General features: G+C 62.1%; 15 protein-coding genes. All 15 read left to right on the top strand.

Annotation, left to right across the window (positions count from 1 at the left end; translation table 11 throughout):
• Positions 1 to 117 precede the first annotated feature (117 nt).
• The 15 genes from ACFOOP_RS02630 to ACFOOP_RS02560 all read left to right on the top strand — a co-directional run bounded on the left by ACFOOP_RS02630 (position 118) and on the right by ACFOOP_RS02560 (position 14,478).
• The gene (locus tag ACFOOP_RS02630; protein WP_379879310.1) at positions 118 to 894 is read left to right on the top strand and encodes a helix-turn-helix transcriptional regulator; all 777 of its coding nucleotides are present in this window, start codon (positions 118 to 120) and stop codon (positions 892 to 894) included.
• A gap of 79 nt (positions 895 to 973) precedes the next feature.
• On the top strand, positions 974 to 1,591 hold the full coding sequence (locus ACFOOP_RS02625) for an acyl-homoserine-lactone synthase (protein WP_379879309.1): 618 nt from the start codon (positions 974 to 976) through the stop codon (positions 1,589 to 1,591).
• 18 nt (positions 1,592 to 1,609) lie between these two features.
• Positions 1,610 to 2,566, top strand: coding sequence for a phytanoyl-CoA dioxygenase family protein (locus ACFOOP_RS02620; protein WP_379879308.1), 957 nt, complete (start codon positions 1,610 to 1,612; stop codon positions 2,564 to 2,566).
• Positions 2,535 to 3,431, top strand: a complete 897-nt coding sequence (locus ACFOOP_RS02615) for a helix-turn-helix domain-containing protein (protein ID WP_379879307.1) — start codon at positions 2,535 to 2,537, stop codon at positions 3,429 to 3,431. The genes ACFOOP_RS02620 and ACFOOP_RS02615 overlap by 32 nt, the downstream gene beginning before the upstream one ends.
• Positions 3,432 to 3,478: 47 nt before the next feature.
• On the top strand, positions 3,479 to 3,967 hold the full coding sequence (locus ACFOOP_RS02610; protein ID WP_379879306.1) for an isochorismatase family protein: 489 nt from the start codon (positions 3,479 to 3,481) through the stop codon (positions 3,965 to 3,967).
• A 350-nt stretch (positions 3,968 to 4,317) separates the two neighbouring features.
• On the top strand, positions 4,318 to 4,881 hold the full coding sequence (locus ACFOOP_RS02605; RefSeq protein WP_379879305.1) for an antirestriction protein ArdA: 564 nt from the start codon (positions 4,318 to 4,320) through the stop codon (positions 4,879 to 4,881).
• A gap of 5 nt (positions 4,882 to 4,886) precedes the next feature.
• Positions 4,887 to 5,363, top strand: a complete 477-nt coding sequence (locus tag ACFOOP_RS02600; protein ID WP_379879304.1) for a hypothetical protein — start codon at positions 4,887 to 4,889, stop codon at positions 5,361 to 5,363.
• A 47-nt stretch (positions 5,364 to 5,410) separates the two neighbouring features.
• The gene (locus ACFOOP_RS02595) at positions 5,411 to 7,165 is read left to right on the top strand and encodes a ParB/RepB/Spo0J family partition protein (protein ID WP_379879303.1); all 1,755 of its coding nucleotides are present in this window, start codon (positions 5,411 to 5,413) and stop codon (positions 7,163 to 7,165) included.
• Positions 7,166 to 7,651: 486 nt separating this feature from the next.
• Positions 7,652 to 7,972 carry a DUF736 domain-containing protein gene (locus ACFOOP_RS02590; protein ID WP_379879302.1) on the top strand — a complete coding sequence of 107 codons (321 nt, stop codon included), beginning with the start codon at positions 7,652 to 7,654 and terminating at the stop codon, positions 7,970 to 7,972.
• A gap of 197 nt (positions 7,973 to 8,169) precedes the next feature.
• Positions 8,170 to 8,973 (top strand): DUF2285 domain-containing protein, encoded by an 804-nt coding sequence (locus ACFOOP_RS02585; protein WP_379879301.1) that lies wholly within the window; start codon positions 8,170 to 8,172, stop codon positions 8,971 to 8,973.
• A gap of 96 nt (positions 8,974 to 9,069) precedes the next feature.
• Positions 9,070 to 9,309: a helix-turn-helix transcriptional regulator gene (locus tag ACFOOP_RS02580; RefSeq protein ID WP_379879300.1), complete on the top strand. Its 240-nt coding sequence runs from the start codon at positions 9,070 to 9,072 to the stop codon at positions 9,307 to 9,309.
• Positions 9,306 to 9,803 carry a S26 family signal peptidase gene (locus ACFOOP_RS02575; RefSeq protein WP_379879299.1) on the top strand — a complete coding sequence of 166 codons (498 nt, stop codon included), beginning with the start codon at positions 9,306 to 9,308 and terminating at the stop codon, positions 9,801 to 9,803. Before ACFOOP_RS02580 ends, ACFOOP_RS02575 begins: the two co-directional genes overlap by 4 nt.
• A 224-nt stretch (positions 9,804 to 10,027) precedes the next feature.
• Positions 10,028 to 11,959, top strand: coding sequence for a DUF3363 domain-containing protein (locus ACFOOP_RS02570; protein ID WP_379879298.1), 1,932 nt, complete (start codon positions 10,028 to 10,030; stop codon positions 11,957 to 11,959).
• 84 nt (positions 11,960 to 12,043) lie between these two features.
• Entirely contained in the window at positions 12,044 to 14,038 is a 1,995-nt protein-coding gene (locus ACFOOP_RS02565; RefSeq protein ID WP_379879297.1) for a conjugal transfer protein TraG, read from the top strand.
• 2 nt (positions 14,039 to 14,040) lie between these two features.
• Positions 14,041 to 14,478 carry a ribbon-helix-helix domain-containing protein gene (locus ACFOOP_RS02560; RefSeq protein WP_379879296.1) on the top strand — a complete coding sequence of 146 codons (438 nt, stop codon included), beginning with the start codon at positions 14,041 to 14,043 and terminating at the stop codon, positions 14,476 to 14,478.
• Positions 14,479 to 14,512: the final 34 nt, after the last annotated feature.

Raw genomic sequence — 14,512 nt, 5'->3', positions numbered from 1 at the left:
CTCTGAGATTAATAGACTCCGTCGAAATACTTTTCGTCAATTTTAGAATTAGCTCGATTACGCTTATCCATTGGTTCGATAGCCGTTCAGAGCGAGTCGGGAAGGAGAGGGCAATCGATGACCGGCCTGAACGCCGTCCAGGCGTTTGTCGACAAATCTCGGACCCTCGGCAGCCCATCGGAGCTACGCGGACTTTTGGCTGACATCACGACCGAAATGGGATTCGACTATTTCGCGCTCATTCACCATGTCGACCTCAGCGGCTATAGCGAAGCCTTGACGCATATGGAGGAAGGCGAACTCGTCGCGCTCGGCACCTATCCCGAAAGCTGGATCGAACGCTATATCGCCGACAATATCGTCGCCAACGATCCGGTCCTGTTGGCGAGCCAGCGCACCAATGTCGGGTTCTGCTGGTCGGAAATACCAACGCTCATTCCGGTGACCGAGGCGCATCGCGAAATTCGCGAGCGCACCGTCAAGGCAGGAATCGATGATGGATACACGGTTCCCGCTCATGTGCCGGGCGAAGCGAACGGAAGCTGCAACTTTGCAATGGCTGCCGGACGCGCCTTGCCGCATGACAATCTCAAAATGGCGCAGCTCATCGGCGGATTCGCATTTCAGGCGGCGCGTGCAATGGTGTTCAACGCCTTTCCCGAAGCAAAGCGTCCCATTAAAGGGCCATTGACGCAACGCCAGCTCGAATGCGTGCTATTCGCCGCGCGGGGCAAGTCGAATTGGGAAATCGGCAAGATATTGGGCATATCGGAAGGCACAGTGAAACGGCATATCGAAGACGCGCGCGCCCATTACGAGGTCGGCAGCCGCATGCAGGTCGTCATGCGCGCGCTCTTCGAAGGACAGATCGGACTCGTCGACGCGCTTCGATAGTCCGGTCAATGTGCCGAAAGGCACAATGACTTGAAGGCGAGATCGGGGAACCCTCCACGCAGCAAAACGTGGAGGGCTCATGCTTCGCCTCATCGACCGGCGCAATATCGAAGAGTTTCCAGATCTCGTGCGATCGATGCATCGCGACCGCAAGCGGCTCTTCGTCGACATCTTCCGTTGGGACCTCTCGCATAAGAATGGCGAGGAGCGCGACGCCTTCGACGACGATGACGCTTTATACCTGGTCCTTTCCGACGATACGGACCGGCATGTCGCTTCAATACGATTCCTGCGCACGGACCGGCCGCATCTCCTCGACTCTGTGTTCCCCGAACTCTGCGACGCCGCCATTCCGCGAGGCCCCGATATTCGAGAGATCACGCGGCTCTGCCTGCCGCTGCGCAAGAGGGACCGCATCGCAGCGCGCAATATCCTGGCGCGCGGCATTATCGATTATGCGGCAATTGCGGGCGTCACAAGCTACACCGCTGTCTGCCATATGGCCTTCCTGTCGGAGCTTCTCTCCGCGGGCTGGCGCTGCACGCCGCTTGGGCAGCCGGAGTCAATCAATGGCGCGCCAGCCGGCGCCGTTCAGATCCACATGGACGACGACACGGCGGGCCTGCTCGCCGAGAACTGGCGGTGTCCGAAAGCGGCGCCGCGCCTTTCAAATCACCAATCGGAACTTGCCGCCTAAACAATCGGAGACATTCTCATGCAGACTATCACCAACAGACAAACGTTCGATTCGACGGATATCGATGGCGACGCGCTCGCAAGCCGGCTCCTCGCGGACGGTTACGTCATTGCGCCGGCGCTCCTCGATCCGGCGTCGATCGACCGGCTTTGCGGCGAACTCGATCCGCATTTCGAGGCGGCTTCCTTCGGCCGGGGCATGTTCTACGGCGCCGAGACGAAACGCTTCGGCGCCGTGCTGAGGCGTTCGCGCGAGGCGCAAGAAATCGTCATGCATCCGTCAGTCTTGCACGTCGTAGAAAGTGTCATCGGCGCATGGTGCCAGTGCCTTCAGCTCAACCTGACCCAGGCGATCGAGATTCACCCGGGCGCGCCCGTACAAGCCCCGCATCGCGACCAGGACATGTGGGCCGGTCCCAAGGGCGCCATGCAATACATGGTCAACGTGATGTGGGCGCTCGATGATTTCACAAACGAGAACGGCGCGACAAGGCTTTGGCCGAAGAGCCATCTCGCTAACCCGGAAGAAATGCTCCCTGATGAAGACGCCGTTTCTGCGGTGATGCCGAGAGGCTCGGCGCTGTTCTTTCTCGGCTCGACCCTGCATTCCGGCGGCGCCAACCGGAGCGCAAAGCCGCGCCGCGGACTCATCATGTCCTACTGTCTCGGCTGGCTGAAGCCCTGGGAAAACCAGTGGCTCGCCTATCCGCCGCACATCGCGCGGTCGTTTCCGCCAGATGTCGCGGCGCTCGCCGGCTACCGCCAGCACCTGCCGAGCCTCGGCAATTATGAAGGCCAGTGCCCGAGCGTTCTTCTCACAGGCGATCGGGCGCCGGAACATCTCCCGTTCACCGATGCGCTGAAAGACGAGCATTACGAGTTGATGCGCCAGTATTACGATGGCCTCGCCGCCCGCGAACACGAAGCCGCAAACGGAGGCCGCGATGACAGCGGCGTATCGCTGGCGGCGAAATGAACTCATCGACTTCGCGGGCGCGAAGCCGTCGCCGGGCTTCATGCTTTGCAGTCGCTTGAGCGCCGGCGGCGTCACTGTCAGCCGCGGCCGTCTTGCGGCGAATGACGGCGTCGAAATCGGATCCGCTCAGCTCGTCGTCGCCGTGATCGAAAGCGACGCTTTCGAGCTAGAATGGCGTCCGAATGGAGACGATCAATCACGCCGCCACTGGCTGCTGCCGAACTCGGCGCAGATCGTTCCGGCCGGCATGCCTTGTCATTCGCAGTGGAACGCCAGACCGACGCTGTTCACTGTCGCATTCGAGCCTGCGCTCATCGAAACGCTGCTGCGCGAAACCGGTATTCGCGAAGAGGACGCCATTCGTGCGCGGTTCGGCATGCGCGATCCCGATATCGACTCGCTCATTGCAAAGCTGCGCCTCGAACTCCAGTTCGGCGGCTGGTCGGGGCCACCTTATCTTGAATCGTTGGGCGTCGTTCTCGCGGTGCACATTCTCCGCAACTACGCCGGCGCAAGGTCCAGCCGCACAACTGACGGCGGTCTTGATATCCGGCGCCTGCGCCGGGTCGTCGAATTCATCGAAGCTCATCTCGGCGAAGAATTGACTCAAACCGAACTCGCGCGCGTCGCAGAATTGAGCCCCCATCATTTCGCGAGCGCGTTCCGAACATCGGCGGGCGTTGCGCCGCATCGCTATCTCACCGAGCGCCGCATCGCCCGCGCCTGCGAACTCCTCGCCAGGTCAGAAGCCACGGTCACGACGGTCGCCCATGCGCTTGGTTTTTCAAGCCACGGTCATTTCTCGGAAAGTTTTCGCCGCTTCGTCGGCGTCACGCCGTCCGCGTACAAAGCAAAGAGCCGTTAGCGAATGGCAAGAGCGACGTCGCGCAAGGCGAATAAAGGAGCGTTCGAATGGCCGGGGAACCCATGATTGCAGCGCGAAACTGCGCAATTGTTCTCGTCGAAGAGCCGCTGGCGATAAGCGGCGGAGCAAACAGCGAAGTGTTGCAATGGTCCTTGGCCGCAGATCTCGCCGAGGCGATCGGGGCGCCGCTTCTCGACTTGCGGGGAGGCGCCGACTTTGTCGTCGACAGCGCCTTCATCGCCAAATTTGGCGAGTTGAAACGTCGTTCGCTCATTCTATTCGGCGCGCTCCTTGAAGGCGCAGTCACGCAAATTGCGCTGTCCATGCTGCTCGAAGGTTACGACGTCTATGTTTGCGCCGATCAGGTGAGAACGGCTGACGCGATGCGCGAAGACATATTTCTTGAACGCATCCGATATTGCGCCGGCCACGTCGTCACATTGCCGCAGATCCTGCTCGAACTTCTCTCCCGGGAAGAAAGCGACAAAAAGCGCCAGCCTTTGCTGGCCCTTTTGAATGCGGGCGTCCGCCGCTGAGGCGGCGCCGGGCCGGCGGGCTTCGCCCCAAGCCGAATAAAGCATTCGTCTCGATCCTGTCGGACGCTCATCCCTGACGCGGCCGGACCTTTGGTCCGGACAAGGACGGCGCGCCATGCGCGCCGGCTTTTTGATTCATTTCCCCAGGCAGTCGGGGTGGGCGGGCGGCGTGTCTGCCCGAGGGCGCCGGCCGCGCAAGGGGCCGGGGATTTTCTCGTCTTGAGGTGGAGAGGCTTCCTACCTGGTGCCCCTTGCGCGCCCGGCTCTGACCCTCGGGCTGACCCTTCTTTCCGCCGCCCACCCCGCCTGCCGGGGAAATTGCGCGGGGCGGAGAGCAAAGGAGGCGAGCTATGTGCGAACAGCAACAGACGAATGAGCAAGACGCGGGCGCGGCGCCGGCGGATCGGGACGCGCCGCGCATCTATGTGGCGTGTCTCGCCAGCTACAATGCCGGAATTCTGCACGGGCGCTGGATCGATGTGACGGACCCGGACGAAATCCGGGAGCGGGTTGCGGCGATGCTTGCCGCAAGCCCGGAACCCGGCGCCGAGGAATGGGCGATCCACGATTACGAGGGATTTAACGGCGCCGAGATTTCCGAATATGCAGGCTTCGAGTCCGTCTGCGACTTGGCGGCGTTCATCGAGGAGCATGGCGAGCTCGCCGGAAAGCTTGTCGCGCATTTCTGCGGCGACTTGGACGAGGCGCGCGCCGCCATGGAGGACTATGCGGGCGAATATAAGAGCCTCGAAGATTTCGCCTATGAGTTCACCGAACAAACGGGCGTGAAAATTCCCGAGAGCCTTGAGCATTATATCGACTATGAAGCCATGGGCCGTGACATCGAACTCAATGGCGAAATCTTCACCGTTGAGACGGGCTTTGAAGAAGTCCACATCTTCTGGTCGCGGTGATCGCCATGACCTTCACCGAAAAATTCGACAGCTTTGTCTGCGAGGGCGACAGCATCGCTTGCGAAGCGGACGGCTTCGAGATCGCCGCGCGCGTCGTCCGCGACGACTGCCCAGACGCGCCCGATAAGCGCCAGGACGGCTTCTGGCCCTCGGAATATATCGGCGATCCCGGATTCATCGGCCCCGGCCCCAACTGGCGCCAGCGTCTCGCCGAGTCGCGAGCCGAAGCCGAAGCAATTATGGCCGCATGGCGCAATGACGAATGGTTCTATTGCGGCGTCGTTCTTTCCGTTTCGCGCGAAGGCGTAACCCTCGCTGGCCACGCCGCGAGCCTGTGGGGCGTCGAGGCGAATTATCCGGGTTCCGATAATTCCTATCTCACGGAAGTCGCGAACGAACTTTTGCCCGAAGCCCTTGACGCAGCCCGCGCCGCGCTCGCGCGGCTTTGCGCCGGACATCCGCTGACAGAAGCGCGCGGCTGACGCCGCGCGCCTTCTCGACTTCACCAACCAAGCCAAGGAGGCAACCCATGAGCCGCTACCCGTTGAAATATCTTCCCATCGACGAGATGCACGTCTCGAAACTCAATATGCGCCACGGGCGAAAGCCGCCCAACACGGACGACATCTACCCTTCCGTTTTGAAATCCGGCGTCCTGAAACCCTTGGCTGTCCGCCGCGAAGGCGAGGGGTGGGGCGTCGTCGCCGGACGGCGGCGCCTCTTCGCGCTTCGCCGCAAGGAGAAAGAGACGGGAAAGCGCCAAGAGGCGCCATGCGTCATCATGGCGCCGGGCGATGACGCCGCCGCCGTCGAGGCCTCGATCATCGAGAATGTCGGCGTCGAGCCTCCGACCGAAATGCAGCAATATGAAGCCTTCGCGCGCCTCGCCAAAAAGGGGCGATCCGTTCCCGAGATCGCCGATTATTTCGGCGTCGATGAGCGCGACGTGAAGCGCATCTTGGCGCTCGCGAATTTGAGCGAGGGCGTTCGCAAGCTCTATGCGGCGGAGGAGATCGATGCATCGACGATACGTGCATTGACCCTCGCGACGAAGGCTCGCCAAGAAGAATGGTTGCGCCTTTACCGCGACGATGAAACCCAAGCCCCCATGGGCCGCCAGTGCCGGGCATGGGTGGCGGGCGGCGCCGCGATCACCACCGACAAGGCGCTGTTCGATCTGGCCGCTTATGAAGGCGAGATCGCCAACGACCTGTTCGGCGATTTCGGGGTCTTCGCGTCGGCGGACAAGTTCTGGGAAGCGCAATCCCGCGCGATTTCGGAACGGATTGACGCCTTTCGCGATAAAGGCTGGCGTGACGTGACCGTCTTGGAGCGCGGCGCGTTCTTCCATTCATGGGATTACGAAAAGCGCTCCCGCGCGAAGGGCGGGCGCGTCTTCGTCGAAATCCGCCATGACGGGACCGTGACCTTTCACGAGGGCTATGTGACGAGCGCCGAGGCGCGGAAACTCAAAAATGGGAAAGCGGGCGAAGCGGAAGCCGATGCGCCACAGGCCGTTCGCCCGGAAATGTCCAGTCCCATAGCGGATTACGTCGCGCTGTACCGCCACGCAGCGGCGCGCGCCGAACTTGTCGCCAAGCCCGGCGTCGCGATGCGCTTGATGATCGCCCACGCCGTCGCCGGATCGGCGCTTTGGCAGGTGCGCGCGCACCAGCCCCGCGCAAGGGAAACGACCCGTGAAAGCGTCGAAGCGAGCGCGGCGGCGGCGCGCTTCGAAGAGCGCCGCGTCGCGGTCGCGGAATTGTTCTCCGCCGATGGCGTCAGTTTTGAAGGCGTCGATCAGAACGGCGACGATTGGCGGCTTTGTGAAGTGCTCGCGGCGCTGTTGAAGATGACTGACGGCCAAGTCATGGGCGTCGCCGCCTTTGTCATGGGCGAAACGCTGGAAGCCGGTTCCGCGACCGTGGAAGCGGCGCTCCATGTGACCGGCGCAAAGCTCGGGGCGTGGTGGACGCCGGACGAAGCCTTTTTCGAGCTCTTGCGCGACAAGCGCGCGATCAACGCCATGGTCGCGAGCCTAGCAGGCGCCACAACCGCGAAATCCGTGCTCACCGACACGGCGAAAGCGCAAAAAGCCGTGATCCGGGACCGGCTCAATCTCGGCGGCGAAGACGCCCGTGAGCGTTGGCTTCCCGCGTGGATGGCGACGCCGCCCCGCCGCCTTGTGGACGGCGCAGCCTGTCCGCCCGCCGATCAATGGGCCCGGATCGCGGGCCTGTTCGAGGCGAGCGAAGCGCCCGCGCCCGCCATCGAGGCCGCCTGATCAGAACCAGCGCCGCCGGACGTTTCGCCTCCGGCCAGCGGCGTTGTGGCCGCCCGGCAATTCGACTGCCGGGCGGTTTTTTCGGTCGCAAATTCACGGGGACGCGCCGACTTCCCACGAGCTTCATCATGCGCGCGCCTTGGCGCCTTTCGCCCGTTCACGGGAGCATCCGAACGCGTCCGGTCATTCATCTCCTGTTCGCTTCGGTTTTGCTCCGGCGCCCATGCCCCGCCCGCGCCTTTCACGGACCTGGACGAGGCGCGCCGCCGCTGAAACCGGCGCCCGCAAAAAAATTTCCCCGGCGTCTTCGCCGCCTTCCTCGCGACGCAAATTTTTTGGGGGCGCCGGTGCTCCGCTGTCGCTTCGCCCCGCTTGAGTCTTTCATTGATTTACCGATTGGGTTCAGCAGCGGCGCGCATCCCGTCCTTCGGTCCGGCGTCGGCGGGGCATGGGGCCCCGGAGACGAAACCAAATGGAGATGAAGAGATGGCCAACGCACTTGGATATGTGAACGAAACCGAAGCGGGCTTTGAAGGCACGCTCGCGATGATGAACCTCTCGGCGCCGATCCGCATCGTGAAGAATGCGGAGAAGGAAACCGACGCGCAGCCCGACTACCGGGTCTACGCCGGACGCCGGGGCGCCGATATCGGCGGCGGCTGGATCAGGACCGCGAAGTCTTCGGGGCGCGACTATGTCTCGCTCACTCTCGCGGACCCGGCTTTCGGCCGCAAAATCTACGCGAATCTCGCGCCCGTCAAAGACGGCGAGGGCCGCCATGTCATTCTCTGGAACGCCAGAGACTGACACTTCCGGCGGACAGTTAATTCAGCCGCTGACGAGATCGCCCGGATCCAACGATCCGGGCGATTTTTTGCGCCTTCGGGCGTCCGGTTGGCCCGGATTTTGAAACCCATTTGATCGTTTTCGGGCGATGTCGGCGGATCGCCGGCATCGCGAACCGCTGTCCTCTGGTCTGTCTTCAAGGGAGGGAGAGGCAAGCCATGCGGGGGTCCTGGCGCGTCAATATCGAGGCGTATGATCGCCTCCTGTCACTGCCGGGTCCGGGGTGGGCCTGGGAGTTCCAGCGCCGCGATCCGGCCCTTAAAGCCGCGCGGCGGCGCACGGGCGCCGTCCGTCCGGCGGTGGTGAAACGCGCGGACGGATCGACCATCTGTCGGCTAAATCAACGCTGCCATGTAGCGGAGGGGTTCGGGCTGCACTTTATTCCGGACCCGGCGCTTTCTGCATTCGAAGCGGCGCTATTCTGGCTGCCGGATGTCATGCGAGCGAGCTTCGATGCAGTGGCGGAGCCATGGGCCGCCGCACCGAAACGCGGACCGTATCTCAGCTGGACCGAACTCCCGGGAGAAAAATTCTTCCTGATCTCGCCCGGGCGGCGCGACAAGCTCGTCATCCGCGCTCCCTATTATGTCGCGCAACTCGCGCTCGATGCAGACGGCGCGCCGGTCCCGCAGTCGGCGTGTTTTTCGTTAATGTTGCGTGCAAATCATCTCGCGGCGGAAAACTTGCGCCATCTGGAGGAATTCGGGCGGATTTGCGGAGGTTTGCCCGCACGCCAAAAACCGCCGCGCGGGGCCGCTCCCGACAGGCTGCGTGACGCGCTGATCGCGCTCGACGGCGAGCTTGCAGGCGTCCCGCGAAGACGCATCGCCGAAGCGATTTTCGGCGCGGAGCAGGTTTGCGGGGGCTGGGACGACGGCGATGAAAGCTACAAGAAACGCGCCAAACGCCTCGTCGAAAAGGGCCTTGAATTGATGCGCGGCGGCTACAGGCGCCTGCTTTAGAAAGGACGTTTTCTGACAATTCAGATCGTCCCTGCCGCGATCGCCGCTTTGCCTGCAAGAATTTCAGCATCGATATGCGCTGAAGCAAGGAGAGCGATGATGACGCAGGAAGACGGCAAGGACGATGAAGTCGATAAAGCACGGTGCAAATTTTTGAGCGTCGCCGAAGCGGCGGATTATCTCGGGCTTAAACGTTCGACCCTCGATCACTATCGCTGGGTCGGCGGCGGGCCGCGCTATCGCAAACATGGCGGAAGGGTCAAATATCTGGAGAGCGACCTCGATGCCTGGTCCGAAAGCCGTCAGTTTCAGGACACCGCGACGAGGGTGCGGTGAAGGGGGCGGCCCTTGCAATCGCGATCGCCGCCGCCGCCGGGATGGCGGCGGTTGCGGCCTTCCCCCCAGGCGCGACTGTGATCTGGAATCGCACCGAAAGCGCGCCGAAAGGCCTCTATCTCATTACGAAATCCGAAATAAAAACCGGAGATTGGGCCGCGCTTTCGGGAGAGTCAGAGACCGTGAAATGGATCGCCGAGAACGGCTATCTCGAGGAAGGCTGGCCGATCATCAAACGCGTCGCCGCGTCGGAAGGCGATGAAATCTGCCGCACCGAAGAGAAAGTGTTCATCAACGAAACCCTATCTGCGATTGCGCTTGACGCTGACAGCGCAGGCGGAAAACTTCCGCGGTGGGAGGAGTGCATTACGCTTCAGGCGGATCAGGTTTTTCTTATTAACAATCATCCGCGCTCGCTGGACGGACGTTACTTCGGCGCGGAAAACCGGAAAAATTTGTTAGGCCGCGCGCGCCTCCTCTTCCGCGTGGATTGAAGCTCTGCATAGAGAGCGTTCCAAATGAATTGAAAGCGTTGCAAAGGGATCGATAAGCGCCCCCGGAGGGCAAGATGAAAGCACCGGCGCCAAGAGGCGCCTAAGTGATTGTCTGCACATCTGGAATTCGGCGCCATGCTGATAACCTTGTGGCGCTGCGACTCGAAGAAGCGGTTGATTCCGGGAGAGAATTGATGGCGTCATCATTTCCTGCAATGTTTTAGATGAACGACGAGTTCAAGCCCCGGCTCGGCCGGCCCGGCGATCGCGGCAGGTCCGCCGCGAAACGCTACGGCGCCCGCATAAAACGCGCCGCCAAGCGTCTCGCCAAACCGAAACGAAAGACCCGGTTTTCCGGCGAACGCATCGGGCGCGGAAGCGCCGCCGCGCGCATGGCGCAGATGCGCGGCACCCCTTTCGCGAAATTCCGGATGCGGCGCGTCATCGTCAAGACGCATATCGCGCGGGCAGGGAAAGGCATCGGCCGTGCGGCCTTCCGCGCCCATGTCAAATACATCCAGCGCGACGGCGTAGAACGCAATGGTGACGGCGGCGAACTCTATAACCGCGACCGGGAAAAGTTTGACGAAAATGACTTCCTCGCGCGGTCGGAACATGACCCGCACCAGTTCCGCATCATCCTCTCGCCCGAAGACGGCGAGAAGTTCGGCGACCTCAAGGTCTATACGCGCGAGGTGATGGCTGGGGCCGAGAAGGATCTCGGAACAAGGCTCGATTGGGTCGCGGTCGATCACTGGAACACCGGCCATCCCCATACCCATGTCGTCATCCGCGGCAGGGACGCGCACGGTCGTGATCTTGTTATCGCGCGGGACTATCTGACCCGCGGTCTTCGAGCGCGGGCGCAGGAGATCGCGCTCGAACGGCTCGGGCCTCGCCGCGATCTTGAAATCGCGAGCGCCCGGGCGCGCGAGGTTGAGGCGGAACGCTTTACGAGCATCGACCGGGAGCTTGCATCGCTCGCGCGCGGCGGCGTGCTCGATATCGCGCCTGCCTCCGGCGCCGCCGGACAGTTCGAGCGAACCCTGCGCCTGCGGCGCCTGAAAATGCTCGAAAGCCTTGGACTTGCGGTGATGGAAGGCGCTGCGAAATGGCGCCTCGTCAGTGGCTGGGAAGAACGTTTGCGCAAAAAGGCGATGGAACGCGATATCATCCGCTCCATAGCAGCGGCGGCCGGCAAAGAGGTCGCGGCGCGCGATGTCGCGATATACGGTGACGGCGCGCCGGCGAAACTCGTCGCCCGCGTCGCCGCAAGCGCGCCCGACGATGAAATGCGCGACACGAGATTTCTGATTGTGGAGGCAGGCGAAGGAAAATTCTGGCGCGTTTCCGCCGGAGCGCTTCCGCCCGGCGCGCTGCCCCCGAAAGGCGCCATTGTCGAATTGCGAAAGCGCGAAGCGAAACCGCTTGCATCCGACCGGACTATCGCGCGCATCGCGGCGCTCAATCGCGGAATTTACTCAAGCGCGCTGCACGAAGCGGACGATCCGTCCGCCAGCAGTGTTTTCATCGAAGCGCACAAACGGCGGCTCGAAGCGCTCCGCCGCGCCGAACTTGTCATGCGCGAAGCGGACGGGTCATGGCGCATCGGCGAAGATTATCTGCGAGACGCGGCGCGCCATGAAGCCGTCCGCAGCGGCGGCGCGTATGTGGTCGTCAAATCCTGGATCGATATTGACGCCCAGATCACTGCCCGCGCGCCGGTCTGGCTCGACGACGCCGACGAGAAGGAGTTCGGTGAAGCCGGATTGGGCGCCGACATCGTCGCCGCGCGCGCAAGACGCGCGGCGTTTTTGAAATGGGAAGGCCTGTGGTCCGAGGAAGCCGGCGGGATCACGCCAGAAGTAAGAGAAAAGCTCGCGGCTGAAGAGCTAGAGAGCGCCGCGGCGAGAGAAGCGCGACGGACCGGCAAGGCTTATCGCGCCGTGACGGCGAGTGTTCCGTTCGAGGGCGTCTATGAGAGGCCGGTCGATCTCAGTCAGGGACGTTTCGCGCTTGTCGCCCGGGCGAAGGAGTTCACGCTTGTTCCCTGGCGGCCGGAGTTGGAGCGCGTTCGGGGACAGGCGATAGTCTTGCATCGGACGCGGAGCGGAATTGGCTGGCGGATCGGCGCTGGGCGAGGGATTAGCCGGTAACTGCGAGCGTCGCGGAGAGGGTTTTGCGAGATGTTGCAAGTTTCCTGACTAGGATGCCGTCGATCGTTATCCGATCATGGCGCCATGACGCCAACGAAATTACTGATCGGACAGTTCCTCATCGTCGCGATAATTATCGCAGGCGCGCTCTGGGCCGCGACCCAATGGACCGCTTACGAATTGGGGTTTCAGCCACGCCTCGGCGCGCCATGGTTCACACTGTTCGATACGCCAGTCTATAAACCATGGCGGCTATTCCAATGGTGGTATGCCTACGAGGCTTACGCGCCGGAAGTCTTCAACCGCGCAGGTATCATGACGGCCGGCGGCGGCTTTCTTGGCGCAGCGGCTGCGATCGCGGGATCGCTCTGGCGAGCACGCGCACAGAAATTCGTAACGACCTACGGCTCTGCGCGCTGGGCGAAAACGCGTGATGTCGAGGAAGCGGGCCTTTTGAAACCGGACGGCGTATTTCTTGGGCGCTGGAAATCCGACTATCTGCGACATGACGGGCCAGAACATGTCATGGCCTTTGCGCCGACGCGCTCCGGCAAGGGCGTCGGACTCGTGGTGCCGACCTTGCTGTCCTGGACTGAAAGCGCCGTTATTCACGATATCAAGGGCGAGAACTGGACGCTGACTGCGGGTTGGCGCTCGCGATTTTCTCATTGTCTTTTGTTCGATCCGACGAATCCATCGTCAGCGCGGTATAATCCCTTGCTGGAAGTGCGCCGCGGCGAAAACGAAGTGCGCGACGTTCAGAATATCGCAGATGTACTTGTCGATCCCGAAGGCTCGCTCGAACGCCGGAACCATTGGGAGAAGACCGGCCACGCGCTGCTTGTGGGCGTCATTCTCCATGTCCTCTATGCGGGATCAGAGAAGACGCTCGCCGGATGCGCAGTGTTTCTCTCCGATCCGCACCGCAGTTTCGAGACGACCCTGAAATTGATGATGTCGACAAACCATATCGGGACCGATGCGGCGCCGCGCGCGCATCCCGTGGTCGCGCAAGCGGCGCGCGAATTGCTGAACAAATCGGAGAATGAACGCTCGGGCGTTCTCTCGACGGCGATGAGCTTTCTCGGGCTTTATCGCGATCCCGTTGTCGCACACGTTACGGCTGCGAGTGACTGGCGCATCGCGGATCTCATCGAAAGCGACCGACCTGCCTCGCTCTTTCTTGTCGTGCCGCCATCCGATATCTCCCGGACGAAGCCGCTGGTGCGGCTCATCCTCAATCAGATCGGCCGGCGCCTCACGGAGACCCTTCCCGGCGAAAAGGGGAGGCGGCGCGTCCTGATGATGCTCGACGAGTTCCCGGCGCTCGGCCGGCTCGATTTCTTCGAGTCGGCGCTCGCCTTCATGGCGGGCTACGGCGTGCGCGCTTTTTTGATCGCGCAATCTCTAAATCAGATCGAGAAATCTTACGGACTGAACAATTCGATCCTCGACAATTGCCATGTGCGCGTTGCGTTCGCCACCAATGACGAGCGGACAGCGAAGCGTATTTCGGATGCGCTCGGGACTGCGACGGAGCAACGCGCGCAACGCAACTATGCGGGTCATCGTCTCGCGCCGTGGTTGTCGCATGTCATGGTGTCGAGTCAGGAGACGCAGCGCGCCCTCATCACGCCCGGCGAAGTCATGCAATTGCCGCCCGATGACGCCGTAGTCATGATCTCCGGCGCGCCGCCTATCAAGGCGAAGAAGCTTCGCTATTACGAGGATGCGAATTTCACCGAACGAACCGGCGCGCCGCCGTCGGCGCCAATGCTGCCGGCTTCGCGTCCTGACGATTGGGCGTCAGATTGCCGGAGAACAGGCCGGCGTCTTGCGAATGACGATGCGGCGCTTCCGTCAGGCAGCGATGAGGGCGGCCGGGAGCCGCAGCTCACGCCCGGCCTGGAGGACGCCGAAAGGAAAATTGACGGCGAAGATGAAAAGTCTGACCGGGAATTGTCGGAAGAAGATTTTGCCGATAGCGCTGGCGATCACGCCCGCAAGGAATCCGCGGAGCGCGTAAGACGCGCCGCCGCCCTTGATCGCGTGGACAAAAATTTGTTGCCGGACTTTTGAGCATGGTGAAGCGCCGCGTTCATGTAAGGTTAAGCGATCGCGTCTGGGCGGACCTAGACAATGCCGCGCAAGCCCCTCGCGTCACGCAATCCGCCATCGTCGAGGAGGCGCTGCGCTGCTATTTCGATCCCGACGCAAAAGCCGGGCGTGAAGCGGCCATCTTGGAGCGGCTCGACGCTATCGATCTGAGGCAAGGCGCTGTCGAGCGCGACACGGCGATCATCCTCGAAACGCTCGGACAATATGTGTTTTACTGGCTGACGCGCACCGACCCGCTGCCGGAAGGCGAGCGCGATATCGCCCATAATCTCGGCCGAAAGCGGTTCGACTATTTCATCGAGCAGGTCGCCGGCAAAATTATCGGCGATGACCTGCTTTCCGCCCGGATGCGCCCGGATGGGACTTCCCACGGTGAAGCGTGGCCAAAGGGCGAATCGTAATATCAATTGTGATGGCATTTATGGCGATAGTGCC

This window comes from Hyphococcus aureus, from assembly GCF_042643165.1.
GTDB lineage: Bacteria > Pseudomonadota > Alphaproteobacteria > Caulobacterales > Parvularculaceae > Hyphococcus > Hyphococcus aureus.
Note: the sequence above shows the minus strand (reverse complement) of the source record. Positions and strands in the feature narration are given on the sequence as shown.

Excerpts from the sequence above, each read along its gene's own strand:
- ACFOOP_RS02630 (WP_379879310.1), top strand. The coding sequence starts at position 118 with ATGACCGGCCTGAACGCCGTCCAGGCGTTTGTCGACAAATCTCGGACC.
- ACFOOP_RS02625 (WP_379879309.1), top strand. The coding sequence starts at position 974 with ATGCTTCGCCTCATCGACCGGCGCAATATCGAAGAGTTTCCAGATCTC.
- ACFOOP_RS02620 (WP_379879308.1), top strand. The coding sequence starts at position 1,610 with ATGCAGACTATCACCAACAGACAAACGTTCGATTCGACGGATATCGAT.
- ACFOOP_RS02615 (WP_379879307.1), top strand. The coding sequence starts at position 2,535 with ATGACAGCGGCGTATCGCTGGCGGCGAAATGAACTCATCGACTTCGCG.
- ACFOOP_RS02610 (WP_379879306.1), top strand. The coding sequence starts at position 3,479 with ATGGCCGGGGAACCCATGATTGCAGCGCGAAACTGCGCAATTGTTCTC.
- ACFOOP_RS02605 (WP_379879305.1), top strand. The coding sequence starts at position 4,318 with ATGTGCGAACAGCAACAGACGAATGAGCAAGACGCGGGCGCGGCGCCG.
- ACFOOP_RS02600 (WP_379879304.1), top strand. The coding sequence starts at position 4,887 with ATGACCTTCACCGAAAAATTCGACAGCTTTGTCTGCGAGGGCGACAGC.
- ACFOOP_RS02595 (WP_379879303.1), top strand. The coding sequence starts at position 5,411 with ATGAGCCGCTACCCGTTGAAATATCTTCCCATCGACGAGATGCACGTC.
- ACFOOP_RS02590 (WP_379879302.1), top strand. The coding sequence starts at position 7,652 with ATGGCCAACGCACTTGGATATGTGAACGAAACCGAAGCGGGCTTTGAA.
- ACFOOP_RS02585 (WP_379879301.1), top strand. The coding sequence starts at position 8,170 with ATGCGGGGGTCCTGGCGCGTCAATATCGAGGCGTATGATCGCCTCCTG.
- ACFOOP_RS02580 (WP_379879300.1), top strand. The coding sequence starts at position 9,070 with ATGATGACGCAGGAAGACGGCAAGGACGATGAAGTCGATAAAGCACGG.
- ACFOOP_RS02570 (WP_379879298.1), top strand. The coding sequence starts at position 10,028 with ATGAACGACGAGTTCAAGCCCCGGCTCGGCCGGCCCGGCGATCGCGGC.
- ACFOOP_RS02565 (WP_379879297.1), top strand. The coding sequence starts at position 12,044 with ATGACGCCAACGAAATTACTGATCGGACAGTTCCTCATCGTCGCGATA.
- ACFOOP_RS02560 (WP_379879296.1), top strand. The coding sequence starts at position 14,041 with ATGGTGAAGCGCCGCGTTCATGTAAGGTTAAGCGATCGCGTCTGGGCG.